Here is a 24754-nt window from a genome sequence, read left to right as displayed (position 1 = left end):
CAACGGCACCCGCCAGAGGTGTCGTTGCCCGTGCCGCGATCGCCGTTCGGTGGCCTCAGCTGCGCGCCGGCTCCGTGCGCGCGGGATCGGCTTCGGCCTCTTCGCGGGCCTCCAGTTCGTTGCCCAGCACCTCTGCCGAATCGGCGTTGGCCGCTTCCGGCTTCAAGCGGCGGCGCGTATGGCCCGCGGCGCGCGCGTCCCCGCCCTCGTCGGGCCGTTCGGCCTGCAGGTGCACGTTGGCGGGCGGCGCAAAGCCGCGCTTGTCCTGCCCGAAATACACCACCGTGTGCGGGTACGGCAGCTCGATGCCGGCGGCGTCGAAGTGCTTCTTGAGCAGCCGGTTGTAGCCGCGCTGCACCGCCCACTGCATGCCGGGGGTGGTCTTGATGAGGATGCGGATGGTCACGCCCTTGTCGTTGACCGCCGTGACGCCCGCCACGGTCATTTCTTCCAGGATCTCCGGTCCCAGCACCGAATCCGTCATCAGTTCGGCGAAGGCCGCGCGCAGATGCTCGATCGCGTCGTCCACGCTTTCGCGGTGCGCAATGGTGTATTCGCCCAGGTGATACGAGAAGTCACGCATGTGGTTGGCCACCACGTCCACCGACGAGAACGGCACCAGATGGTAGCCGCCGTCCAGCGTGCGGATGCCGACCGAGCGGATGGTCATCTTCTCGACCGTGCCGAAAACGCCTGCCACCTGCACCACGTCGTTCTCGTTCATCCCGTTCTCAAGCTGGATGAAAACCCCGGTGATGATGTCCTGTACCAGCTTCTGCGCGCCAAAACCGATGGCCAGGCCCACCACGCCGGCGCCCGCGATCAGCGGACCGACGTCGATGCCGATCTGCGAGAGCAGCACCATCAGCGTCATCGTCACGATGACGATCAGCGCGGCGTTGCGGAACAGCGCCAGCAGCGTGCGCTCGCGCGCGCTGGGCATGCCCCGCTCTTCGCTCTGGCTCAGGCGGTGCTCGATGATGCTGGCGATCACCGTCCACGCCAGCATGGCAATCAGGAGGACGATGACGATGTTCAGCACCACCTTGATCGCGGCGGCGCCGGCGTCCGACGCCAGCCAGCGCGACAGGTCAAAGGCCCGCCACGCGTCCAGGATCAGCAGCACGATGATGATGCGGATGATCCAGCCCACCACCTTCAGCGCGGCCGGCACGTAGGCGTTGACGCGCGCTTCCAGCAGCGGCAGCCGCCGGCGCAGGTCGTCCGACAGGCGGATCGGCTTGGACAGCATGGCATTGAGCAGCAGGATCAGCAGGCTGCCCACGCCGATGACCAGCAGCGTCTGCGCCGTGGCGCGGGCCATGAAGGGCAACGCGTCCGTCGGGTCGACCTGGCTGACTACCAGCAGGATGGTGAAGTAGACGATGCCCAGCACGTGCCAGATGCGCGACAGCAGGCGCAGGCGCGATCCCATGAAGGTGGCGGCGCCAGCCGCGCGGCGGTCCAGGCGTTCACGAACGGCGTGCCGGTTCTGCCAGATGACGCGCACGGCGTAGATGTACACCGCCAGCATGATCAGCATGGTCGTCAGCCGTCCCAATGCGGGCGACAGCGCCGCCGCCATCACGGGACCGACCACCAGCGTGCCGTAACCGGCCGCCGCCACGATGCGCACGAGCCACGCGTTCCAGTACTTGGCCAGTTCGTCAGACATCGGCAACAGGCGCAGATGCGGATGGCGCACGGCGAACACCGTGCGGATCAGCACCTTGACGATCTCCACCGCCACAAATGCCTGCAGAAACAGCGAGGCCAGCCCGTCCAGCGTGCCGCGCCCCGGCGTGGTCCAAAGCGCCGCCGCGCCGCCCGCCATGGCGGCCAGCAGGACGACGGCCACGTCGATGGCCAGCGCGCCGATGATCGCGCCCGCGCGGCGCGCCAGCACCTTCATGGACGCCGGCTTGCCGCGCGCGGGGGGCGTGCCGGTTTCGCAACCCTGCTCGGCAACCCAATGGTCGATCCGCGTATAGATGCGCATGGCGATCATGCGCAGCAGGATGAAGGCGATGATGGTGGCGATGGCGGCCATCGCCAGCGGCAGCAAGGCGCTACGCGCCTGGCCGCTGTCCATGCGCAGGTTCTGGCCCGACGCCAGCGCGCGCAGGTCGTCGGCACCCTGCCCCATGTCGGCCGCAATGCTGGTCAGGAAACGCTGGACGCCGTCGGCCATGCGCTCTTGCAGGCTGGGTTCGGCCGGCGTGGCGGCAACGGGCTTGGCGGGCGCCGCGCGCGATGGCGCGTTGCCGGCCGGCGCCTGTTTGTCTCCTGCCGCCTGCGACCGAAGCTGGTCGATCAGGGCCTGGCGGGCTTCGGGGTTGTCCAGCAGATCCGCCAACGCGGCGGGGGTCAGGGTCGAAGGCGTGGCTGCCGGCTCCTGCGCCGACGCAGCCGGCAGCAGCGGGAACGCGGCCACCGCCGGGGCCTGCCACAGGAACGACAAGCAACTGAGCATCGCCGCAAGCAGCCAGGCCGCCAGCCATGGCCTTTCCCGTCTGCGCCGCCAGGAGACGGCGGCATGATGGCGGGTCGGAAGGGAGTGCGATGCTGTCGTTGCGGATCGAACCACTAATAAATCTCCTCTGCGATCAGGGCATGGATGCCAGGGCAAAAAAAAAGCGCCGGCGACCGGAGTCGCGGCTTGGTCACTGGCACATGATAAAGCCCATGGTCTGTCCCCTTTGGCGGCGGCTTTATCGCCGCAAGCAATAAACAAGCGGCGATTAATTCGTTGGTGCGGGCGGAGCCATTGATTAGAGTCCAACGCCGTCCTACCCGCGCCGCAATCCGAGCGGTGCGCCCAACCAAGAGTCCGCTTCATGACCTCACGATTCCAAGCCGCACGCCGCAACACCCTGCTCGCTCTTGCCCTGACCGCCGCCGGCATGGGCGCCGCGTTCGCCGATCAACGCGTTATCCGCATCGTCGTGCCCTACGGCACCGGCGCGGTCCAGGACACCATCGCTCGCGCCATCGGCGATGAACTGGGCAAGGCCCTGGACGCCTCGATCGTGATTGAAAACCGCGCCGGCGCCGGCGGCACCGTGGGCACCGCCCAGGTCGCCCGCGCCAAGCCCGACGGCAACACCCTGGTCCTGGCCGCCGCCAGCCACAACATCGCCGGATATCTGTACAAGAACCTCAGCTACGACCCCGGCAAGGACTTCACCGGCGTCGCCTACATCGGCAACACCGGCTACATCATCCTTGCGTCCGCGTCGCTGAACGCCAGGAACACGGCCGAATTCATCCAGGCCGTCAAGGCCAAGCCCGGCGCCTACGACTACGCGTCCGCAGGCAACGGCAGTGCCTCGCACCTGGGCATGGCGTCGTTCCTGACCGCCGCCGGCGCGCAGATGCAGCACATCCCCATGAAGTCCACGGGCGACGCCGTGACCGAACTGCTGGCCGGCCGCGTCCAGGCGGTCACCGCCGCCACCATCGGCGTCACCGCCTACCGCAACGACCCGCGCGTCACGTTCCTGGCCTACACCGGCAAAACCCGCTCACGCTTTGCCCCCGACCTGCCCACCGTGGCCGAAAGCGGCCTGCCCGGCTACGCCTTCGACTCCTGGCTCGGCCTGCTGGCCCCGGCCGGCATCTCCACCGCCGACCGCGACCAGATCAACACCGCCGTGAACAAGGTGCTGGCCGACCCCAAGGTGCAGGCCCGCCTGGCCTCGCTGGGCGTCGAAGCCGAAGCGAAGTCGGCGGCGCAGTTTCAGGAATTGCTGAACGCGGATTTTGAAGCGGCCGGGAAGGTGGTGGCGGCGTCGGGGGCTCGGGTGGAGTAAACCCCGCGAGACTCACCTTCTGCGCATCCCGTCCAGCAGCAGATCCGTCATGAACTCGGCCAGCGCTTTCTGCGTGGCGGCGTCGGGGAGCTGGCGGGTGAAGCGTTCGATGATGCCCATGAGGGACTGGCCGAACCACTCGGGCGAGATTTCCGGGCGGAACAGGCCTGCCTGCTGCTCCGAGCGGACGTTGTCGGCGATCAGGGCCACCAGTTCGTCCTTGAGCGCTTCGGCGGCGTCGGCCTGGAAAAAGCCGATTCGCGTGAGGTTGGGGTCTTCCTGCAAGATGGCAAGCAATGTGCCGATGCCTTGCCGGATGCGCGCGGCGAGTGCCGCGCCTTCGAGGTCGCCGGGCAGGCGGGCCTGGCTGATGGCCTGGCGGAGCCGTTGGGCAAACAGGCCCACCAGCTCGTCATAGGCGGCCTGCTTGCTGGTGAAGTATTGATAAAACACGGGCTGGGTCACCCCGGCGCGGGCGACGATATCGCTGACGCGGGTGTGCTGGAATCCCCGCTCGGCGAATTCCGCTGCGGCCACGGTCAACAGTTGCCGCCGCGTGCGTTCACCCTTGGTGAGACGCTTGTCCTGCGGTGCCGAATCGGGTAGTGCCGTGATCATCGCGGAAAAGTACTACCGATCCCTGCTTTCCGCTACCGAAGGCGACGCAGACTGGCCGCACGCTGGCCATTTCGGCTTGCAGCCGTGCCGCCGTCACAGGCCTGAAATCAGTTGAAATTCCCGTAGCGATTCGGGACATACCGCCGAGGCGCCGGCGCAGTACAGTACGCCTATCGTCCGGCCTGATGGCAATCTGCCCATGCCGGACGGCCTTGGAGCAAGATCATGAAGCGGTTTGTGGGCCGGGCGGTTGTTGTGGGATTGGCGCTGGCGGTTGCCAGCGCCCCAGCAATGGCTGGCGGGCGTGGCGGGAATTGGGGCGGTTATGGTGGTGGCTACGGCGGCGGTCATGGTGGCGGCTACCACCATCACGGCGGCGGTGGCAGCAGTTCCAGCGGCTGGTGGATTGGCGGCGCGGTTGCGCTGGCGTCGATCGGGCTGCTGCTGGCAGCCAATTCAGGGCCTTCCTACGTGCAGACCGGGGTTTATTCCTCTGGGGTCGGCTATACCAGCCCGCCGCTGTATGCCGCGCCCGTATATGGCACGACGGTCTATGAAGCCGCGCCGGTCTACACCGCCCCGGTTTACGAAGCGCCGCCGGTTGCGTATTCCACGCCGGTCCCGCAGTACGCGCCGGTGCAATACGAGTCCGCGCCCCCGGTCAATGCCGCCCAGGCGAACGCCACCACGGACTGCCAGCGTTGGGCCATGAACCAGAGCGGTTACGATCCCGCCACCATCACCCAATGGACCACCCAGATCATGGTGGACACCTACAACCGCGCACTGGACTCTTGCATGACCAGCCGCGGATATCGCGCAAACTGACAGGCGCGGTGTCGGGGTTATCGGCCGGCGCGCTCGAAGGGCACGCTTTATCGGCGCCAACCGCGCCAGGCAAATATCAAGCCGACGGCCAGGAGCACACCCGCCGGCAGCACCCAGACGAATCCCGAGTCCGTATAGACGACCTGTTCGATCGGATCGTAGTAGCGGCCCAGTTCGTTGAACTCCCAGCGCAAGTACTGCGCGTACCACGCGTAAAAGAAGACGGCGGACAGGATCAGGCTTGCCATCGCGGCCACGCGGGCAAACGCGACGCCGCGATGGGTGCGAACGATGCCCTTCCAGGCCAGGTAGCCGCATCCGGCTACCCCAGCCAGCACCAGCCAGTCGCCTACCTCAGCAAGCATCGCCTGCCTCCAGTTCGGCCAGGAACGCCGCCGCTTCAGCCCATTGGTGTTCGCTGAAGACGTACAAGCCTGCACCGCGCAGCAATTGCGCTGTGACGCCCACGCCGGGCTGCCGGCGGCCTGCAAAGTGGCCGTCGTAGACGTAGCCGCTTCCACAGGACGGACTGCCCTCTTTCAGCACGGCGATGCGGATGCCCTCGGCCTGCGCGGCTGCCAACGCCTCGCGCGCCCCGTGCACGAACGGCGCCGTCACGTCGTCGCCCGTCACGGCGACAACGCGCGCGTGGCCCGCCAGCACCGAGGCCGCGTCCCTGCCCGGCTCGATTTCCGCCGGGGGCCGGGGGATCGGCATGCCGCCGGCCACTTCGGGACAGACCGCCACGACACGCCCTTCTGCCAGCCAGCGGGTCAGGACTGCACCGCCTTGCGGCACCCCGCGACCGTCGTAGCGCACGGGGTTTCCAAGAAGGCAGGAGCTGACCAGAACGGGTTGCATTTGGAATAGGAGCCAAGCGTGGCGGGCGGCGGTCCGGGATGTCCCTGCGGTCAGGCCGAATCGGCCTTCTTTGCGGCCTTGCGCGGCGCGGTCTTGCGAGCCGTTTTGCGCGCCGGCTTGGCAGGGGCAGCAGTGTCGGCGCCGATGTCGGCGGCAGGTGCCGATGACGGCGCCGGCTGGGCGGACTGCGCCGGGGCCGAGGTGTTCGGGCGCTCGGGCGTTCCCTGCGTCTCGGCCGCCGCCTCCGTCTTGGACGCCGTCTTGCGGGCGCCCCGGGCGGGTTTGGCAGTGGACTTGGCCGCGGATTTCGTGGCGGGCTTGGCGGGCGCGGCGTCCGAAGCGGCATCCGAAGTGGCGTCCGAAGCAGCTTCGGAAGCGGACCCGGCGGTTCCTCGGCGCGCTCCGGCGAAGGGATCCGAGGCCTCGCCCCGGCGTTCGCGTTCCGTTTTGGCGGGCGGCGCAACGAACATCCATTCGGAAACGTTCACGACGGGCGGCGGGCCAGAGACAAGCGCCGATTGCGGCAGGGGGGGCATCGGCCGCATCAAGGGAGGGGCCGTGTCGGCAGCTGGCCTCCCTTTGGGAGCCTGTCCTTCCACCGCAGCCTGCCCTTCCGAGGCCGCTTGGTTTTCAGGCGCAGCCTGCCCGCCGGACGATTCCGTCACCGCGGATGCCCCACGCGCTTCAGCCGAACCTTGCAGCGCGGAGCCCGCTTCGGCGTGCCCGGGCTGAGCCGATTGCCGCGCGTCGTCGCTGCCTCTTGCGCCGCGACCCCGGCGGCCCGAACGTCCTTGCCGCGCGTTGTCCTTCTGTCCGGCATGGCGCGCCTGCGGGGATTCTTCCCCAGGCGCTGCGCCCGCCCCCTGACCTGGCGCCTGCGACACGTCCACCTCCGTGCCGCCTTCGGTCTGCTGCGGCGCGTCGGGCTGCTTCCAGGCATCCGCGCCTTCGGCAAGCGCCTCGGGCGCTGCCCCGGTCTCGTCCCGATCGGCGCTTTCGCCCTGCGAGCCGGCCGCGCGGCCGCCCTCGGCCTTGCGGCCGCCGCGCGACTTGCGGGCATTGCGTCCGCCCGCGGCCGGCGTTTCCCCGTTATCGGTCACAACGTCGGCCGGCCCGGCGCCGTGCGCCTGACCGCCCCGGATCGAAGGCGCGTCGCCCGTGCTGTCGCGATACACGTACGTGCCGGACTTCTCTTCGCGGCCGACCTCCAGAAAGCCGCGCGACTGCGCTTCTTCCAGCAGGTTGCCGAACGCGCGAAAGCCATAGTAGGACTCGTTGAAATCCGGCTTGCGGCGTTTCAAGGCGTCTTTCAGGGCCGACGCCCAGATCTTGCCGCTGTCGCCGCGTTCGGCCATCAGCGCCTCGAAGGTCTCGACCACCATCTCGACGGCGCGCGTCTTGCGCGCGTCCTGCTCTTCCTTGCGGCGGCGCTCCTCGTCGGGCGAGCGGCGCTGGGCGCTGGCGCCCCGGGTGTCGCGCCGTGCCTCGGCGGTACGCTGGCCTTCACGGGCCAGATCGTCATAGAAGATGAATTCGTCGCAGTTGGCGATGAGCAGGTCCGACGTGGACTGCTTGACGCCCACGCCGATGACCTTCTTGTTGTTCTCGCGCAGCTTGGACACCAGCGGCGAAAAATCGGAGTCGCCGCTGATGATGACGAAGGTGTTGACGTGGGACTTGGTGTAGCAGAAGTCCAGCGCGTCCACGACCAGGCGGATGTCGGCCGAGTTCTTGCCCGACTGCCGCACGTGCGGGATTTCGATCAGTTCGAAATTGGCCTCGTGCATGGGCGCCTTGAATTCCTTGTAGCGCTCCCAGTCGCAATAGGCCTTCTTGACGACGATGCTGCCCTTGAGCAGCAAGCGCTCGAGCACCGGCCGGATGTCGAACTTCTGGAATTTGGTGTCGCGCACACCCAGCGCCACGTTCTCGAAGTCGCAGAAAAGCGCCATGCTGACGTTTTCGTTGGGGTTGTTCATGTTCTCTCCAATGCCACGGTCGACAAGGCCAAGCCAGGCCTTCGACCGCCAGAATCCGCCCATGATATACATATCCGCTTGATCTTCTCGTCCGCCCCCCTCTGCCCGCCATGCCAGACGCCCTGCCGCCCGCCGAACTCCTGACCGACCGCCTGGTGCTGCGCCCCCTGTCCCTGGACGACGCCCACGCCATCCAGCGCACATTTGCCCATTGGGAGGTCGTGCGCTTTCTGGCCGACAAGGTGCCCTGGCCTTACCCGGCCGACGGGGCACGCCAGTTTCTGTTGAACGCCGCGCTGCCGGCCATGCGCCGCGGATCGCAGTGGCATTGGTCGATCCGCACGCGCGCGCTGCCGGACGAGCTGATCGGCGTCGTCAGCCTGATGGAGGATGACCCTGACAACAACCGCGGCTTCTGGCTGGACCCTGCCCACCAGGGGCGCGGTTACATGACCGAAGCCAGCGCCGCCGTCACCGCCTACTGGTTCGGCGTGCTGGGCAAAACCGTTCTGCGCGCGCCCAAGGCCATCGCCAACACGGCCTCGCGGCGGATCTCGGCGCGCAGCGGCATGCGGCTGGTGGGCACGGAAGAGCGCGGCTTCGTCAGCGGCCGCCATCTGGCCGAGATCTGGGAGATCACCCGCGAGGAATGGCTGGCACAGCAGGACGCCGTGGCCAAGCCGTAGACCGTCCCCGTTTTGCGCCCGGCGGCTGCGTTCGGCTAGTCGGACGGCCGCCAGAGCGCCGCAAGCAAATCGCCCGCCTGACTGGCGGATTAAGCCGGCGCTTACCGCCTATTTCGCCCCGCTTTCCGGCCAATTGATCGGGGCGTTCGCTGGCTAGAATTCCCGACAATCCGGCTTTCCGCGCGTGGAATGCCATGTTCTCGGGCAAGATCCATGAATCCGTCTACCGTCATCGGCGCCGTTGTCGGCCTGCTCACGCTCATCATCGTCGTGGCGCTGTCCGCCAACGACGCCAGCATGTATTTCAACCTGCCCGGCCTGGCGATCGTGCTGGGCGGCACCTGCGCCGCGCTGTTCATCGCCTACCCGCTGCAGGAAGTCGTGCGCGTCTTCAAGCTGGTGCGCACGGTGTTCCGCAACGACCAGCACGACCAGCAGCGCGACATCGAGGAGCTGGTGTCGATGGCGCAGCTCTGGATGAACGCCGACGTGCATAAGGTCGAGCACGAGCTCAAGAAGGTGTCGAACCCCTTCCTGCGCACGGGCGTGCAGCTGATCATCGACAACACGCCCGAAGACCAGATCATCGAACTCCTGAAGTGGCGCGTGGCCCGCCTGCGCGCCCGCGAACAGGCCGAAGCCCAGATGTTCCGCGTGATGGCCACCTTTGCCCCGGCCTTCGGGATGCTGGGCACGCTGGTCGGCCTGATCAACCTGATGGGCGTCCTGGGCGACGGCAGCATGCAGACCATCGGCCAGCAACTGGCCATCGGCCTGATGACCACGTTCTACGGCATCCTGCTGGCCAACCTGGTCTGCAAGCCGATCGCGCTGAAGCTGGAACGCCGCACGGCGCGCCGCGTCGAGTCCATGAACATGGTGCTGCAAGGCATCTCGATGATGTGCGAGAAGCGCGGTCCGGCCATGGTGCGCGAGACCCTGAATTCCTTCGTCATGCACGTCGAGGACGAAATCTATGACGGCGGTGCCGACGCCAAGCCCAAGACCAAGGCCAAGACCGAAGGCCAGGTCAAGCCGGCTGCAACCGCCCCCCGCGCCACGTCCGCCGCCCCCGTGTCCATCGCCCGTCCCGCTGCCGCGCGTCAATGAGCCTGATTTCCCCTTCCCTTGCGCAGCGGATCGAGCAGGCCCGCCAGGCGCAGCTGCGCGCGCAAAAGGCGGCCGCCGCCAGCGGCTGGCGGCCCAGCGACAGCGATCGCCAGGACCGCTATGCGCGCTGGCACGTCGAGGATGCCGTCGAGCAGGATTCCGAGAACTGGCTGCTGAGCTACCTTGACCTCATCACGCTGCTGCTGGCGATGCTGGTTGTGATGCTGGCGGTTGCACTGAACGGCGGCGGCTACGCCAAGTCCGAAGCGCCCGTGGAGCTGGTGGGCACGCTGGCCGCAAGCGGCTTGCCCAAGTACGACGGCGAGTATGCCGAGTTCGAGACCGTGCAGATCCCGGCCAGCTGGACCGAAGCGCCCGCAGCCGCCACGGCCACCGCGGCAGCCGCGCCCGCCCCGGCCGATGACGAGGTCGTGGTGGCCGAGGCCGCCAAGCCGCTGACCGCCCCGTCCAAGGAATCGCTCGGCCTGGCGGACCTGGGCAATTCGGTGGATGTGATCGTCAATGAACAGTCGGTCAGCTTTCGCATCAGCAACGAGCTGCTGTTCGCCTCGGGCCAGGCCACCCTCAGCAACGAGGGCCTGAACGTGATCAAGCGCCTGGCCGGCATCCTCAACAAGAACGACTACCAGGTGTCGGTCGAAGGCCACAGCGACCCGGTGCCCATCCTGACCAAGCAGTTCGCCTCGAACTGGGAACTGTCCAGCAGCCGCGCGACCAGCGTGTTGCGCGAACTGGTGCGCGACGGCGTGGCGCCGCAACGGCTGCGCGCGGTGGGCTACGCAGAGACGCGCCCGATCGAGTCCAACGACACGGCCGCCGGCCGTGCCGCCAACCGCCGGGTCGAGCTGATCATGGACATCGCGCCGCCCCAGGCCAAGACCGCCGCCGCCCCTCAGGCGCCTGTCGCAGGCAAACCGGCCGAAACGCCCCAGGCCGCCGCGCCCGCGGTGAACGCAGCAACGCCGGTCGCCAAGACGGCGGGCGGCAAGACGTCGGCCCCGAACGCAAAGCCCGCCGGGAATGCCGCGAAGGCGCCGGCGTCCGCCGCGCCGGCCCAGTCTTGATCGCGTCAGCGATCCCTTTTTTAGAAACCGGCGCAAGCCGGTTTTTTTATTGGCCCGCCGCCGTTCTCGGACGACGTGAAGGACGAGCGATGTAAGGGACGCTTGATGTAAAGGACACTTGACACCCCACCCGCGCCCCGCCAGAATGTCAAGCACGCTTTACATCCACAAGGGATTTTCATGAATCAACACCAGGCCAAGCGCCGTTATTTCAAGGAGCTGGGCATCGCGCTGGCGCTCTATGTCGTGCTGCTGGCGGCCGCGCTTTGGCTCAGTCTGGACATGCCGTCCGGCATGCTGCGCACCGTCGTGCTGCTGACCCCCATGCTGGCGTTCCTGCTGGCGCTGCGCGCCGTGGTCCGCGCCGTTCGCCGGTCCGACGAATTCATCCGCAAGACCACGCTGGAACACCTGGCAATCGCCGCTGCCGTCACGGCGGGGGTCACATTCACGTATGGCTTTCTGGAGATCGCGGGCTTTCCCAAACTGAGCATGTTTGTGGTCTGGCCGCTGATGGGCGGGGTCTGGGCGTTTACCACCATCGTCGACACGCTGCGCCATCGATGAAAAACCGCATCCGCGAATTGCGCGCCGAACGCGGCTGGAGTCAGTCGGCCCTGGCCGAGCGGCTGGACGTCTCGCGCCAGACCGTCAACGCTATCGAGACGGGGCGATACGATCCGAGCCTGCCGCTCGCCTTCGCCATCGCGCGGGTTTTTCAGGCCTCGATCGAATCGATCTTCCAGGAAGACTGAGCCCCCCGCCGCCATGGCGCGCGCGCGGGGCCGGCGGTAACCTAGCAGCCCCGCCGTTCGCGGCGTCTGCCGTTTGCTCTGGGAGTCCCCATGCCTTTCCTGCTGCTGATCGTAGAACCGGTGGGCCAACGCGCCCAGCGCACGCCCGACGAAGGCCGTGAGGCCTACGCGCAAATGGTGCAATACGCCGAATCCCTGCAATCGCGCGGCCTGCTGACACGCGCCGAGTCCCTGAAGTCCGATGCCGAAGGCGTTCGGCTGAGCATCCGCGACGGCGAACGCCAGCTGATGGACGGTCCCTACGCCGAAGCCAAGGAAATGATCGGCGGATTCTTCCTTCTGACCTGCGAGACCCGCGAAGAAGCGCTGACGCTGGCGGCCGAGTGTCCGGCCGCCCAGTGGGCCACGGTCGAGGTCAGGGAACTGGGGCCCTGCTTCATGTAACGCAGGGCCGGCCCGAACGCCTTGCGCGGGCCGGCGCCGGCATCAGCAATTGCCCTTCTTGGCCTGTCCGGGCGGACAGAAGCCGCCCCGGCCGCCGCCATCGTGCGGATCGACGACCACGGAACCTTGCGGCGTGTACACGGCACAGCCGGTCAGCAGGGTGGCGACAAGGGCAAGACTGAACAGGACTTTCATCGTTGTGCTTCAAAGGGTTGGGGACGGAAGCGAGTGTATGAGAGGCGCGTGCAACAAGGGCTGGACCTTCGTAACGAGGTGCTAGGACGGCAGCGACGACCCGCCGGCTAGGGGTTATCCCTGAATTTACAAAGTTGATGTCGATCCGGGACATCCACGTTCGTCGTACCTGTACAAGCGCCCCCTCGGGCCTTGCCTACCCAGGAGATTCAGATGCGATTCATGATCATCGTCCGGGCCACGCCCGATAGCGAAGCCGGCATGATGCCGGACGACAGCCTGCTCGCCTCGATGGCGACCTATCACGAAGCCTTGGTCAAGGCGGGCGTGTTGCTGGATGCCAACGGATTGCAGCCGACCTCCAAGGGCTGGCGCGTGCGCTATGACGGAAGCGGCGAACGCAAACTGATCGACGGCCCGTTCGCCGAAACCAAGGAACTGATCGCCGGCTACACGATGATCCAGGTGCGCTCGCGCGAAGAGGCGATGCAGTGGGCGATGCGTTTTCCGTCGCCCTTCCCCGGCCAACCCTGCGAAATCGAGGTGCGCCAGGTGTTCGAACTGGATGATTTCGAGCCCAGCCAGGAAGTCGAGCGCTTCCGCCAGATGCCCGCCCCCAGCCTCTGAGTCCCCCGAACCCACCCCGACCACTGCAGCGAGACACGCCATGCACAAGCAGATCTTCGTCAACCTTCCCATCAGCGACATGCAGAAGTCCCAGGCATTCTTCAAGAAACTGGGCTACCGCTTCAATCCCGATTTCACCAACGACCAGGGCGCGTGCATGGTCGTTGGCGACAACCTGTACGTCATGCTGCTGGTGAAGGACTTCTTCAAGGGCTTTACCGGCAAGCCGGTGGCCGATGCCACCCAGACGACGGAAGTGCTGGTCTGCCTGTCGTGCGAGAGCCGGGCCGAGGTCGACGACCTGGTGGCGCGCGCCGTGGCGGCGGGCGGCTCGGCGCCGCGGGCGCCGCAGGATCACGGTTTCATGTACGCGCACGGGTTCGAGGACCTGGACGGGCATATCTGGGAACTCGTCTACATGGTTCCCGGCGACGCGGCCGGCGCATGACGATCGCGGCCACGCATCGCGCCATCGAAGCGGTCTGGCGGATCGAATCCGCCAGCGTCATCGCGGGCGTGGCGCGCCTGGTGCGCGACGTGGGACTGGCCGAAGAACTGGCGCAGGATGCGCTGGTCGCCGCGCTGGAACGCTGGCCCCAGACGGGCGTGCCGGACAATCCCGGAGCATGGCTGATGACCACCGCGAAGAACCGTGCGCGCGACCGGCTGCGGCTCGATGCGCTGCATACCCGCAAGCACGAGCAGATCGGCCATGAACTCGAGGCGTTGCAGGCCGACGTGGAGCCAAACTTCGTCGACGCGCTGGACGCGGCGCGCCAGGACGACATCGGCGACGACCTGCTGCGCCTGGTCTTCACGGCCTGCCATCCGCTCTTGTCCACCGAGGCGCGCGTGGCGCTGACACTGCGCCTGCTGGGCGGGCTGACCACGGCGGAAATTGCGCGCGCCTTCCTGGCATCGGAATCGGCGATTGCGCAGCGCATCGTGCGCGCCAAACGCACCCTGTCGGCCGCCAACGTGCCGTTCGAGGTGCCGTCGGCGGCCGACCGCGCGCCGCGCCTGGCGTCCGTGCTGGAGGTCATCTACCTGATCTTCAACGAGGGGTATTCCGCGACCTCGGGCGACGACTGGATGCGGCCGGGCCTGTGTGACGAAGCGCTGCGCCTGGCGCGTATCCTGGCCGAACTGACGCCGACCGAAGGCGAAGTGCACGGCCTGGTCGCGCTGATGGAATTGCAGGCATCTCGCCTGCACGCGCGCACCGATGGCCAGGGCCGGCCCGTGCTGTTGATGGACCAGGACCGGCGGCGCTGGGATCTGCTGCTGATCCGCCGCGGACTGGCGGCGCTGGCGCGCGCCGATGCGCTGGGCGGCGCGCGCGGTCCCTATGCGCTGCAGGCCGCGCTGGCCGCCTGCCACGCCCAGGCCCGCACGCCCGCGGAAACCGACTGGCCGCGCATCGTGGCCCTGTACGACGCGCTCGCCCAGGCTGCACCGTCGCCGGTGGTGGAACTGAACCGCGCGGTCGCCATCGGCATGGCGTTCGGCCCGCAGGCCGCGCTGGACCTGGTCGATCAACTGGCTTCGGAGCCGTCGCTGGCGAACTACCACTGGCTGCCCAGCGTGCGCGCCGATCTGCTGGCCAGACTGGGCCGCGGCGCCGAAGCCCGGGCCGAATTCGAACGCGCGGCGGCAATGACGCGCAACGCGCGCGAACGCGAGTTGCTGATGGCGCGCGCGCAGGAGATGCCGCAGGAGTCGGACGGCGGCCCTGTGAATTGAGGCCTGGGGTCTGAGGCGCGGGGTCTAAGGCGTGGGGCTCTAAGACTCAGGGTGGAGGCCCGCCGTGACGGCGTGCTTAAATCCCACGCATGCAACCCCTCGACGCCGCTCCTCCCGATATGGCCGCGCCCCCGATGACGGGCGTGCCGGCGGCGTTCGACCATCCCAATGACCGCGCGCAATTTCGCCGGCCGGCCCACCAGCCCGGCGTCGAGCTCTACCGCGCGCACATCATCCGTCACGCGTTCGAACCGCATACGCACGAGGCCTTCGGACTGGGCGCCATCGAATCCGGCGTCGAACGATTCCGTTATCGCGGCGCCGACCATCTGGCGCCGTCCGGCTCGCTGGTGCTGATGAACCCGGACGAGCTGCACACCGGGCGCGCCGAAACGGAAGGCGGCTGGCGCTACCGCATGGTCTACATCGACCCGGACGTTGCCGCGCGGGTCACGGGGGAATCGGGCTGGTGGTTCGGCGCGGCGGTGGGACATGATGCCCCCGCAGCGCAACGCGTGACAGCCTTGCTGGATACGCTGTGGCACGCGTCCGAGCCGCTGGCGTTCGACAGCGCGCTGCACGCGCTGCTGGTCCAGTTCCGGCCGCATGCCCGCGTGCCTCGCCCGGCCGCCGCCCAGGGCGCGCCGCGATTCGCCCACGTCATCGAGTTCCTGCGCGCGAACCTGTCGCGGCGTCTGACGCTGGACGAACTGGCGGCGCAAGCCGGATTGAGCCCCTTCCATTTCCTGCGCAGCTTTCAGGCGCACCATCACGCCACCCCGCAGCAGATGCTGATGGCGCTGCGGCTGTACGAAGCCAAGCGCCTGCTGGCCGCCGGCATGCCGCCTGCCCAGGTCGCCCTCGCGGCCGGGCTGACCGACCAGGCCCATCTGACCCGCGCGTTCTCGCGGCGCTACGGCGTCACCCCCGCGCGCTATCAAAGGCAGGCGCACGCCTAGTGACGCACGGTTAGTTCCCCCACCGCAATCTCGTACAAGACCTGCCCCGCGCCGCTGGCTAGACTGCCCGCATTCACGACCTGGAGCAATGTATGTGGGCTGGAACCCTTTACGCCCTGGCCGCGGGCCTGATGTGGGGGCTGGTCTTCATCGGGCCGCTGCTGCTGCCGGAATACCCCGCCGCCCTGCAATCCGTGGCCCGCTATCTTGCCTTTGGCCTGATCGCCCTTCCGCTCGCCTGGCTGGACCGCCGCAACCTGCGCCGCCTGACCCGCAGTGACTGGATCGAGGCGGTCAAGCTCGCCGCCATCGGCAACCTGCTGTATTACCTATGCCTGGCCAGCGCCATCCAGCGGGCCGGCGGCCCGGTCCCGACCATGATCATCGGCACGCTGCCCGTGGTCATCGCCATCAGCGCCAACCTGCGCAACGCCCGGCGCGATGGGCGGCTGCCGTGGAAGCGGCTGGCGCCGTCGCTGGCCCTGATCGCGATCGGCATCGGCTGCGTCAATCAGGTGGAGCTGCAGGCGCTGCGCCAGGCGCCGGACGCCGACCTGTCGCGCTACGCGATCGGCGCCGTGCTGGCGCTTGGCGCGGTCGCCTGCTGGACGTGGTATCCGCTGCGCAACGCCGACTGGCTGCGCGACCATCCCGGCCGAAGTCCTCGCACGTGGGCCACCGCGCAGGGCGTGGCCACGCTGCCGCTGGCGCTGGCGGGCTACGCGCTACTGTGGATCGGCATGTCGGCCGCCGGCAGCCGTTTCGACATGCCGCTGGGTCCGCGGCCCGACGTGTTTCTGGGGCTCATGATCGCCATCGGGCTGTTCGCGTCCTGGCTGGGCACGCTGTGCTGGAACGAAGCGAGCCAACGCCTGCCCACGGCGCTGGCCGGTCAGCTCATCGTGTTTGAAACGCTGGCCGCGCTGGCGTACGCCTTTATCCTCCGCGGCGCCATGCCAGCGCCATTGACGCTTATCGGCATCGGCTGCCTGATGGTCGGCGTTCTGCGAGCGGTACGCGTGAAACCCGAGCCCGCCGCGGCGGCAGCCTGACCCCTCGCAACGACGGCCTGCATAAATAATTAGACGACGTATAATTTTCAACGTCGTCTAATTATTGAACCCGCCATGCCCTTCTCTTCTTTTCTTTCGCCCGCCGCCGACGCGGCCGACGCCGGCCGCCGCGAACGCAAGCGCCAGCAGACGCTGGATCATCTGACGCAGACGGCATGGCGGCTCTTCGAGGCCCTGGGGTACGACGCGATCACGATGGAGCAGATCGCCGCGCAGGCGGACGTGTCCAAAGGCACGCTCTACAACCACTTTCCCGTCAAGGAAGCGCTGCTGGCGCACCGCTTTCACGCCGAGCTGGCGGCGTCCCTGGCCGAATTGTGGCCGGCGCTGAAGGCGTTGCCCACGCTTGCCGCGCGGCTGACGCGCCTGCTGCATGCCTCGGCACACTGGTCCGAATCGCACCGCGCCTATCTCGGCCCTTACCTGCGCTACCGCTTCGCCAGCATGCAGACCACCGGACGCGACGACGAACGCCATCCGCGCAGCGGCCTGCAGCGTGTGTTCGCGACGTTGATCCAGGACGCGCAAGCGGCCAACCAGGCCCGGTCCGACCTGGACGCGGACCTCTTGGCGCACCACCTTCAGTTTCTTTACCTGGGCGCGTTGCTGCGGTGGCTGGACCAGCCCGGCGCATCGCTCAAGCAGGAATTTGACGCCGCCATCACCCTTTTCGTGGACGGCGTCGGCGGGAGCGCGGCATGAGCCCCCTGGTGCTGGACTGGGCGGCGGCGGCCGAATCCGGTCCGCAAGCCGCGGGCGGCAAGGGTTGGCAACTGGGCCGCTTGGCGCAGTTCGGCGTGCCGGTACCGGACGGCTTTGTGCTGGCCGCCCAGGCCAGCCACGCCCATCAGCCGGGCCGGGACGTGCCCGACGCTGTGTTGGACGTGCTGCATGAGGCCTTGCGCGAACGCGGCTGGCTGGATCGTCCCCTGGCGCTGCGCTCGTCCGCGCCGCAGGAGGACTCCGCGCGCGCCTCGTTTGCCGGCATCCACTTGTCGTGCCTGAACGTGCGGGGGCCCGAGGCGGTTCATCAGGCACTGCGGCGCATCTGGGATTCGCTGTTTACGCCCCAGGCGCAGGCTTACCGTCAGCGTCTTGGCCTGCCGGCGGTCGGCGCGGACGGCATGGCGGTGGTGGTGATGCCGATGATCGACGCGCAGGCCTCGGGCATCGCCTTCACCATCGATCCCGCGACGGGCCGCCACGACGAGATGGTCATCCACGCGAACTGGGGGTTGGGAGAGTCGCTGGTGAACGGCGAGGCGGACGGCGACGCCTACCACCTGCGCGAGGATTACCTGCGCCAGGCATGGCCCGTCGCGCGGCGGCGCATCGGCGCCAAGCGCCTCGCCACGACGCCGGCCGCAAACGGAGGAACGCAGCGCAGCGACACGTCCAACGCGCGCGCCGCGCAGGCCGTGCTGACGGATACCCAGGCCGAAACGCTGGGCGACATGGCACGCGACGCTGCCCGCGCGCTGGACTACAGCGGCGCCGGCTACGACATCGAGTGGGCGTGGGACGGCGAGAGATTCTGGATCGTGCAGGCCCGGCCCATCACCGCGTCGGCGCGCCACACCTATCCCGCATTGCAAGGCCAGCCCGACTATTGGTCGCGCGGCAACACGCGCGAAGTGTTGCCGAAGGTGATGTCGGCAATGGAATGGGATGCGGGGCGCGTCATGGCCCAGCGCATGCTGACCTGCGGATTCGAACTGAGCGGCTACGAATCCCTGCCCGGCGTGCGGCTGGCCGCGTTGCTGCGTGGCCGCGCCTATCTCAATGCCTCGGTCATCCAGTGGGTCGGCTACGACGCGCTGGGGGTCAAGCCCCGCGACATGAACGCGCTGCTGGGCGGCGCACAGCCCGAGATCCACGTGACGCCGCTGTCCCTGGGCCAGCGCGTGCGGCACGGCCTGCGCATCGTGCGCTATCTTCGCCGTGCCGCGCCCCTGCGCCGTCACGCCGCCGCCAACCTGCCCCGGCTGCTGGCCCGCGCGCAGCAATGGCTCAGGGCGCCCTTGCCGGCGTCAAACTCCGAGCTGGGCGCCAGCTTGCGCCAGCAGTTCGAAACCGTGCTGGCCGCGGATGAACTGTTCTTTTTGCAGGGCTCGGGGGGCGGCGCGCTTTCCAAGCTGCTGGAACTGGTCGAGAAAGCCGTGCCCGGCGAAGGCCATGCGCTGACCGCCGCCCTGATGGCAGGCGGCGACCCCAGCGTCACCGCGCAGCAGGGCTACGCGCTGATGACGCTGGCCCAACTGGCGGCCGAGGACGCGCAGGCGCTTGCCTGGCTTCGCGCGCCGGACCGCGACGACGCCGCGTGGGCCGAGGCGTTGCCAGGCGTCAGCCCCTTCAAGACGGCCTTTGCCGAATTCCTGGAGCGCTACGGCCATCGCGCCGTGTACGAAACCTACCTGCGCAACCCGCGTTGGCGCGAGGCGCCGGGCTATTTGCTGAATAGTGTGCTGAACCTGATCGGCGCCGATCCGGCCGCCCTGCGCGCGCGGCAACGCGAGGCCGCGCAAGCGGCATGGCGCCGCGTGCGCCGTGCCTTGCCCTTCTGGCAGCGGCCGCTGGCGGCCAAGCTGCTGGCCGTCTCCCGCCTGGAAGGCAACCAGCGCGAGGCGGCGCGCAGCGTGCTCGTGGCATATCTGGCCGTGGCCCGCCGAAGCGCGCTGGAACTGGGTCGCCGCACCGCCGGTCCGCACGGGCTGGCCGCGCCCGAAGACGTCTTCCACCTGAATGCGGCCGAGATCTTCGCGCTGGCGGACGGCCGGATCGGCGCGGCGGCGCTGGGCCGGCGCGCCACGGCCCGGCGGGCGCAATTGCAGGCCTGGTCGGCCCTGCCGGACCTGGATGTCATCATCGAACACGCCGGCGCCACCCCGCAAGCCCGCGAACAGGAAGCGCGCGCGCCTGCGGCCGGCGCAATGAACGCCTGGCGCGGCACGCCGGTGGCCGGGGGCCGCGTGCGTGGGCGCGCGTTCGTGGCGCGCACGCCTGACGAGGGCCTAGCGATGCCGGCCGGCGGCATCCTGGTCGCGGCGTCTTCCGACCCGGCGTGGACGCCCCTCTTTTTGCGCGCGGGCGCGGTGGTGATGGAAGTCGGCGGTTATCTGTCGCACGCGGCCATCGTGGCGCGCGAATTTGGCATCCCCGCCGTGGTCAGCGTCCACGGCATCCTGCAAGACGTCACCACCGGCGATGTGCTGGAGGTGGACGCGGTGCGCGGCATCATCCACCGCGTGACGGGCGAAGCGCCCGGCTGATATGTCGTTCAGGCGGGCGTTGCCGCCGCCAGTTCGAACTGAAACACCGCCCCGCCCTCGGCGTCGTCGACCAGCCGGATTTCGCTCTGGTGCAGTTGCAGGATGCGCTGCACGATGACCAGCCCCAACCCGCCGCCCTCGCTAGGCCCCCGGTTCAGCGCCGAGGCGCGCGTGAATAGTCCGGCGCGCAATTCGTCCGGAATGCCTGCGCCGGAATCGCTGACCTGCACGCGCACGCGGTTGCGCGCCAGCCCCAGCTGCAATTCGATCCGGCCGCCCGGCGGGCTATGGCGGATCGCGTTGTCCAACAGGTTCGTCAGCACACGCTCGATCAGGCCCAGGTCCGCACGCACCGGCGGCAGCGCTTGCGCGATGTCCGTGGACAGCCGCTGCTGGCGCGCCTCGGCGGCCAGTTCAAATTTCTGCATCACGTCCTGCACCAGTTCAGGCAGCGAAAACGTCTCGGGCTCAAGGCGCACCAGTCCGGACTCCAGCCGCGCCAGTTCGAATAGCTCCTGCGCCAGCCGCCCCACCTTGCGGCTTTGCGCCAGCGCGATGTCCAGATAGCGGCGGCGCTCGGCCGGCGCAAGCGTCTCGTCCTTGAATCGCAGCGTTTCCAGATACCCGTGCAGCGATGTCAGCGGCGTGCGCAGATCGTGCGAAATATTGGCGACCAGGTCCCGGCGCTGCTGGTCCTGGCGCGTCAGTTCCCGCCACTGTTCCGAGATGCGCCGCCCCATCTGCGCAAACGTGCGCCGCAGCACCGCGATCTCGTCGCCATTGCGGGCGGCCGCGTCGCCCGGCTGCTCCAGCGCGGCCAGCGCCTGGCCGTCGTCGCCCTCGAACGCGCGCACCGCGCGTGTCAGCCCCCGCAGCGGCCGCGTGATGAGCGCAAACGCGGCCAGCCCCGCCACCAATCCCAGCAAGGCCACCAGCGCGATCGACCAGAGCGTGGTGCGCAGCACCGAACTGCGCGACACATCCATCGCCAGCGCATCATGCGCCTGCCCCTGCAGCACCACGTACACATAGCCCTGTTCGCGCCCATCCACGCGCACGGGCGCGGCGCTGAACACCTTTTGCGCATCGGCGCTGCGCGGATCGTCGCCCGTGATGGGCAGCATCCCCCCGGCCAGCAGACGCTTGACCGGACCGAGGTCCACGCGTTCGCGCTTGATCTGCCCGGGCGGCGCGGCGTCGCCCACGATCCGGCCATCGCTCGACAGCAGGTAGACCTCAACTGCCGGATTCACGGTCATCAACATGTCGAACATTGAGCGGACCGCGCCCGGCTTCCAGCCGCTGGCGTCCATCAGTTCGGTGGAACCGGCGATGTGCTGCGCCAGTCCGCTGGACAGCCGCTGCACGACCTCCTGTTCATACCGCGAGTTGGCCGCGATCTGCAGCCAGGCGGACGCGCCGCAGCAGGCAAGCAAGAGCAGCGCAAACACGCCCGACAGGCGTTGGGTCAAGGTGAAGCGTTTCATGGCTGTCCCCCCGGCGCGGCCGCGAACTTGTAGCCCCGGCCCCAGACCGTCAGGATGCGCTGCGGGTCGGACGGGTCGGCTTCTATCTTGGTGCGCAGCCGGTTGATGTGGGTGTTGACCGTGTGCTCGTACCCTTCGTGCTGGTAGCCCCACACCTGGTTCAGCAGGTCCATGCGCGAGAACACCTTGTCCGGATGCCGCGCAAAAAAGTGCAGCAGGTCGAACTCGCGCGGCGTGAGATCCAGCCGGCGCGCATCCACGTCCACCGTCCTGGCGATGGGGTCGATCGACACGCCGTGAACGGACAGGCTACCGGCCTCCTGGCGCGCGTTGCGTTCGATGGCATCGCTGCGGCGCAACAGCGCACGCACCCGCGCCACCAGTTCCAGCATCGAGAACGGCTTGGCCAGGTAGTCGTCCGCGCCCAGCTCCAGTCCCAGGATGCGGTGCACCTCGCTGGAGCGCGCGCTGGTGATGATGATGGGGGTGTAGCGCGCCATCGCGCGTGCCCGCTTGCAGATTTCCAGGCCGTCGATGCCCGGCAGCATCAGATCCAGCACCAGCGCATCCCAGCCGCCTTCTTCAAGCAGGCGCATGCCCTCGTTGCCGTCGGCCGCATGCTCGACCGCGTAGCCCTCGTCGCGCAGATGCAGCCGCAGCAGTTCGGCAATGTGGGCGTCGTCTTCAACTATCAGTACGCGGCGGGGCGTATCCATGGGGCAACCTGGGACATGAGCGATGCGCCTATTGTCGCCAATCGGCGGGGGCCAAAGTTCACATTTAATTTAACTTTGCGTGAGGACTTCGGTATTGGCGCCGGGGAAGAATGCGTCCAACGACATTCACCGGAGACCGCCATGATGGCTCCACCTGCAATCGAACAAGCGCCGGGCGCCCCTCAGCCGGCCATACACCCCCGCTGGTTGCGGGTGACGCATTGGCTGAACGCGCTTGCCGTGGTCATCATGGCCATGAGCGGCTGGCGCATCTACAACGCCGCGCCCTTTTTCGATTTCACCTTTCCCAACGGCATCACGTTGGGCGGCTGGCTGGGCGGGGCCTTGCAGTGGCACTTTGCCGGCATGTGGCTGCTGGTTGCCAATGGCCTCATCTATCTGGCGTTGAACGCCGCCAGCGGCCGTCTGTGGCGCAAATTCCTGCCCGTCAGCCCGGGCGGCGTCGTCCGCGACCTGCTGGCCGCGCTGCGGGGCCGGCTGTCGCACGCCGACCCGCGCCGCTACAACCAGGTGCAGCGTCTGGCGTACCTCTTTGTGATGGTGGACATCGCCGTGCTGGTGTTGTCCGGCCTGGTGCTGTGGAAGTCCGTGCAGTTCGGCCTGTTGCGCGACCTGATGGGCGGCTACGAGGCCGCGCGGCGCGTGCACTTTTTCGCAATGGCGCTTTTGGGCGGGTTTGTCGCCGTGCACCTGGCAATGGTGGCGCTGGTGCCCCGCAGCCTGCTCACCATGATCCGCGGCAAATAGGGAGAGCCTGCCATGACCGATAAACGACGCCTTCTGCCGGGCCTGGACGCCCCGGCCATCCTGCGCGAAGCCGGAAAACTGCTGGACAGGCGCGTCGAGCAGCCGTCCCGCCGCGCCTTCCTGCGCCGTGGCCTGACACTGGGCGGCCTGGCCATGCTGTCGGGCTGCTCGTTGTCCGACGACGAGAGCGTCGAACAGGCGCTGTCGGCCGTCTCCCGCTTCAACGACCGCGTGCAGGGCTGGATCTTCGATCCCGCCAAACTGGCGCCGACCTATCCGGAATCCATGATCACCCGGCCGTTTCCCTTCAATGCCTTTTACGGCATCGACGAGGTGCCGCAGGTGGACGAGGCGTCGTTCCGGCTGGAAGTCACCGGCCTGGTGGCCGACAAACGCCGCTGGCGGCTGGACGAGCTGCGCGCGATGGCACAGGTGGACCAGGTCACGCGGCACATCTGCGTCGAAGGGTGGAGCGCCATCGGCAAATGGGGCGGCGTGCCGTTCGCGGATTTCTTGAAGCGCGTCGGCGCCGACCTGTCGGCCAAGTATGTCGGCTTCAAGTGCGCCGACGACTACTACACCAGCATCGACATGCCCACCGCGCTGCATCCGCAGACGATCTTGGCCCTGACCTACGACGGCCGGACGCTGCCCCCCGAGTACGGCTTCCCCATGAAGCTGCGCATGCCTACGAAGCTTGGCTACAAGAACCCCAAGCACATCCAGGCGATTTTCGTCACCAACACCTACCCGGGCGGTTACTGGGAGGACCAGGGCTACAACTGGTTCGGCGGAAGCTAGGTGAATTCCCTTCTTTTTTCCCCTGAACAAAGGAACGCATCATGAGCAAACTGACCACCGCCGCCCTGTCCCTGTGCCTGGCCCTTGGCGCCACGGCCGCCCACGCCGCCGACACCATGGACAAGGAAGGCATGAGCAAGAGCGGCATGTCCAAGGAGGCGCCGTCCCAGGACGGCATGAAGAAGGATTCGATGTCTCGCGATGGCATGTCGAAAGGCTCGATGTCCAAGGATTCGATGTCAAAGGACTCCATATCGAAGGATTCGATGTCCAAGAATTCGATGTCCAAGGATTCCATGTCCCGGAATTCAATGTCCAGGGACGCGATGGGCAAGGATGGCATGTCCAAGGACGGCATGCAGAAGTAAACCCGCGCGGGGACCGCGTGAACCGGTCCCCGCCTGAACGAACCCGCACGGAATTCGCCATGAACCTCAAACGCAGACACTTCCTGGGGCTGGGCGGCGCGGCAGCCGCCGCCGCGGGCCTTGCCCCCTTGCTGGCCACGCGCGGCGGCAGCGCGCAGGCCGCCTCGGCCACGGCATCGTTTCCCTACACGCTGACGGACGCGCAATGGCGCGAACGCCTGACGCGCGAGCAGTATCAGGTGCTGCGCCGCGACGGCACCGAGCGCCCCTACTCCAGCCCGCTCAACGACGAACACCGCAAGGGCACCTTCGCCTGCGCCGGCTGCGAACACCCCCTGTTCTCCTCCTCGACCAAGTTCGACAGCGGCACGGGCTGGCCCAGCTTCTGGCAGCCCCTGCCCGGCGCCGTCGGCGAAACGCGCGACCGCAGCTTCGGCATGGTCCGCACGGCCGTCCACTGCGCCAACTGCGGCGGCCATCTGGGCCACGTGTTCGACGACGGCCCGCGCCCCACCGGCCTGCGCTACTGCATGAACGGCGTGGCGATGATCTTCGCCCCGCAAGCCTGAT

General features: G+C 68.0%; 27 protein-coding genes. 19 read left to right on the top strand and 8 right to left on the bottom strand.

The window, feature by feature from the left end:
• Nucleotides 1-55: 55 nt before the first annotated feature.
• Nucleotides 56-2473: a mechanosensitive ion channel domain-containing protein gene (locus KVT32_RS14840; RefSeq protein WP_217618424.1), complete on the bottom strand. Its 2418-nt coding sequence runs from the start codon at nt 2471-2473 to the stop codon at nt 56-58.
• 364 nt (nt 2474-2837) lie between these two features.
• Between KVT32_RS14840 and KVT32_RS14835 the strand changes: the two genes are divergently transcribed.
• Nucleotides 2838-3812 carry a tripartite tricarboxylate transporter substrate-binding protein gene (locus tag KVT32_RS14835; protein WP_217618423.1) on the top strand — a complete coding sequence of 325 codons (975 nt, stop codon included), beginning with the start codon at nt 2838-2840 and terminating at the stop codon, nt 3810-3812.
• A 12-nt stretch (nt 3813-3824) separates the two neighbouring features.
• On the opposite strand, the gene KVT32_RS14830 is transcribed toward KVT32_RS14835, so the two are convergent.
• Nucleotides 3825-4430 (bottom strand): TetR/AcrR family transcriptional regulator, encoded by a 606-nt coding sequence (locus KVT32_RS14830; RefSeq protein WP_152384270.1) that lies wholly within the window; start codon nt 4428-4430, stop codon nt 3825-3827.
• Between the two features lie 225 nt (nt 4431-4655).
• Here KVT32_RS14830 and KVT32_RS14825 point away from each other — a divergent pair, with 225 nt between their 5' ends.
• Nucleotides 4656-5258: a hypothetical protein gene (locus KVT32_RS14825; protein WP_217618422.1), complete on the top strand. Its 603-nt coding sequence runs from the start codon at nt 4656-4658 to the stop codon at nt 5256-5258.
• A gap of 47 nt (nt 5259-5305) precedes the next feature.
• Here KVT32_RS14825 and KVT32_RS14820 read toward each other — a convergent pair whose 3' ends face one another.
• From KVT32_RS14820 to KVT32_RS14810, 3 genes are read right to left on the bottom strand one after another with little or no spacing between them, the layout of a single operon-like run.
• A complete protein-coding gene (locus tag KVT32_RS14820) occupies nt 5306-5623 on the bottom strand; it encodes a hypothetical protein (RefSeq protein WP_152384268.1) in 318 nt (105 codons plus the stop codon).
• Complete coding sequence (locus KVT32_RS14815; RefSeq protein WP_152384267.1) at nt 5613-6119, bottom strand: DUF523 domain-containing protein; 507 nt, start codon at nt 6117-6119, stop codon at nt 5613-5615. The genes KVT32_RS14820 and KVT32_RS14815 overlap by 11 nt, the downstream gene beginning before the upstream one ends.
• A gap of 50 nt (nt 6120-6169) precedes the next feature.
• On the bottom strand, nt 6170-8098 hold the full coding sequence (locus KVT32_RS14810) for an NYN domain-containing protein (RefSeq protein WP_175155362.1): 1929 nt from the start codon (nt 8096-8098) through the stop codon (nt 6170-6172).
• Between the two features lie 110 nt (nt 8099-8208).
• Here KVT32_RS14810 and KVT32_RS14805 point away from each other — a divergent pair, with 110 nt between their 5' ends.
• The 6 genes from KVT32_RS14805 (at nt 8209) to KVT32_RS14780 (ending at nt 12178) form a co-directional block, all read left to right on the top strand.
• A complete protein-coding gene (locus KVT32_RS14805; RefSeq protein ID WP_175155361.1) occupies nt 8209-8784 on the top strand; it encodes a GNAT family N-acetyltransferase in 576 nt (191 codons plus the stop codon).
• 213 nt (nt 8785-8997) lie between these two features.
• Nucleotides 8998-9894 (top strand): motility protein A, encoded by an 897-nt coding sequence (locus KVT32_RS14800; protein WP_217618421.1) that lies wholly within the window; start codon nt 8998-9000, stop codon nt 9892-9894.
• Nucleotides 9891-10979, top strand: a complete 1089-nt coding sequence (locus tag KVT32_RS14795; RefSeq protein ID WP_175155359.1) for an OmpA family protein — start codon at nt 9891-9893, stop codon at nt 10977-10979. The genes KVT32_RS14800 and KVT32_RS14795 overlap by 4 nt, the downstream gene beginning before the upstream one ends.
• A gap of 180 nt (nt 10980-11159) precedes the next feature.
• Nucleotides 11160-11546, top strand: a complete 387-nt coding sequence (locus tag KVT32_RS14790; protein WP_175155358.1) for a hypothetical protein — start codon at nt 11160-11162, stop codon at nt 11544-11546.
• Nucleotides 11543-11734, top strand: coding sequence for a helix-turn-helix transcriptional regulator (locus KVT32_RS14785; RefSeq protein ID WP_175155357.1), 192 nt, complete (start codon nt 11543-11545; stop codon nt 11732-11734). The genes KVT32_RS14790 and KVT32_RS14785 overlap by 4 nt, the downstream gene beginning before the upstream one ends.
• Before the next feature lie 90 nt (nt 11735-11824).
• On the top strand, nt 11825-12178 hold the full coding sequence (locus tag KVT32_RS14780) for a YciI family protein (protein ID WP_175155356.1): 354 nt from the start codon (nt 11825-11827) through the stop codon (nt 12176-12178).
• Between the two features lie 42 nt (nt 12179-12220).
• Here KVT32_RS14780 and KVT32_RS14775 read toward each other — a convergent pair whose 3' ends face one another.
• Complete coding sequence (locus KVT32_RS14775; protein ID WP_172802141.1) at nt 12221-12373, bottom strand: hypothetical protein; 153 nt, start codon at nt 12371-12373, stop codon at nt 12221-12223.
• A 213-nt stretch (nt 12374-12586) separates the two neighbouring features.
• Between KVT32_RS14775 and KVT32_RS14770 the strand changes: the two genes are divergently transcribed.
• The 7 genes from KVT32_RS14770 (at nt 12587) to KVT32_RS14740 (ending at nt 20044) form a co-directional block, all read left to right on the top strand.
• Nucleotides 12587-13000, top strand: a complete 414-nt coding sequence (locus KVT32_RS14770; protein WP_056317037.1) for a YciI family protein — start codon at nt 12587-12589, stop codon at nt 12998-13000.
• Nucleotides 13001-13040: 40 nt separating this feature from the next.
• Nucleotides 13041-13448 carry a VOC family protein gene (locus tag KVT32_RS14765; protein ID WP_217618420.1) on the top strand — a complete coding sequence of 136 codons (408 nt, stop codon included), beginning with the start codon at nt 13041-13043 and terminating at the stop codon, nt 13446-13448.
• Entirely contained in the window at nt 13445-14743 is a 1299-nt protein-coding gene (locus KVT32_RS14760) for an RNA polymerase sigma factor (protein WP_217618419.1), read from the top strand. Before KVT32_RS14765 ends, KVT32_RS14760 begins: the two co-directional genes overlap by 4 nt.
• Before the next feature lie 134 nt (nt 14744-14877).
• Nucleotides 14878-15702, top strand: coding sequence for an AraC family transcriptional regulator (locus KVT32_RS14755; RefSeq protein WP_175155655.1), 825 nt, complete (start codon nt 14878-14880; stop codon nt 15700-15702).
• A 92-nt stretch (nt 15703-15794) separates the two neighbouring features.
• Complete coding sequence (locus KVT32_RS14750) at nt 15795-16754, top strand: DMT family transporter (protein ID WP_175155353.1); 960 nt, start codon at nt 15795-15797, stop codon at nt 16752-16754.
• Between the two features lie 75 nt (nt 16755-16829).
• Nucleotides 16830-17477, top strand: a complete 648-nt coding sequence (locus KVT32_RS14745; RefSeq protein WP_056317026.1) for a TetR/AcrR family transcriptional regulator — start codon at nt 16830-16832, stop codon at nt 17475-17477.
• On the top strand, nt 17474-20044 hold the full coding sequence (locus KVT32_RS14740; protein ID WP_175155351.1) for a PEP/pyruvate-binding domain-containing protein: 2571 nt from the start codon (nt 17474-17476) through the stop codon (nt 20042-20044). Before KVT32_RS14745 ends, KVT32_RS14740 begins: the two co-directional genes overlap by 4 nt.
• Nucleotides 20045-20052: 8 nt before the next feature.
• On the opposite strand, the gene KVT32_RS14735 is transcribed toward KVT32_RS14740, so the two are convergent.
• Both KVT32_RS14735 and KVT32_RS14730 read right to left on the bottom strand, forming a co-directional pair.
• A complete protein-coding gene (locus KVT32_RS14735; RefSeq protein WP_152384254.1) occupies nt 20053-21531 on the bottom strand; it encodes a HAMP domain-containing sensor histidine kinase in 1479 nt (492 codons plus the stop codon).
• The gene (locus KVT32_RS14730; RefSeq protein WP_062841313.1) at nt 21528-22247 is read right to left on the bottom strand and encodes a response regulator transcription factor; all 720 of its coding nucleotides are present in this window, start codon (nt 22245-22247) and stop codon (nt 21528-21530) included. Before KVT32_RS14730 ends, KVT32_RS14735 begins: the two co-directional genes overlap by 4 nt.
• A 141-nt stretch (nt 22248-22388) precedes the next feature.
• Between KVT32_RS14730 and KVT32_RS14725 the strand changes: the two genes are divergently transcribed.
• The 4 genes from KVT32_RS14725 to msrB are packed head-to-tail and all read left to right on the top strand — an operon-like array spanning nt 22389 to nt 24753.
• Entirely contained in the window at nt 22389-23015 is a 627-nt protein-coding gene (locus KVT32_RS14725) for a cytochrome b/b6 domain-containing protein (protein ID WP_175155350.1), read from the top strand.
• A 12-nt stretch (nt 23016-23027) separates the two neighbouring features.
• Nucleotides 23028-23816 (top strand): molybdopterin-dependent oxidoreductase, encoded by a 789-nt coding sequence (locus tag KVT32_RS14720; protein WP_063953436.1) that lies wholly within the window; start codon nt 23028-23030, stop codon nt 23814-23816.
• A 41-nt stretch (nt 23817-23857) separates the two neighbouring features.
• Complete coding sequence (locus tag KVT32_RS14715) at nt 23858-24184, top strand: pentapeptide MXKDX repeat protein (protein WP_175155349.1); 327 nt, start codon at nt 23858-23860, stop codon at nt 24182-24184.
• A 59-nt stretch (nt 24185-24243) separates the two neighbouring features.
• On the top strand, nt 24244-24753 hold the full coding sequence (gene msrB / locus KVT32_RS14710) for a peptide-methionine (R)-S-oxide reductase MsrB (protein WP_175155348.1): 510 nt from the start codon (nt 24244-24246) through the stop codon (nt 24751-24753).
• Nucleotide 24754 lies beyond the last annotated feature (1 nt).

Source organism: Achromobacter sp. GbtcB20, from assembly GCF_019091095.1.
Classification (GTDB): domain Bacteria; phylum Pseudomonadota; class Gammaproteobacteria; order Burkholderiales; family Burkholderiaceae_B; genus Achromobacter; species Achromobacter mucicolens.
This window is presented reverse-complemented; position numbering and strand designations above follow the sequence as displayed.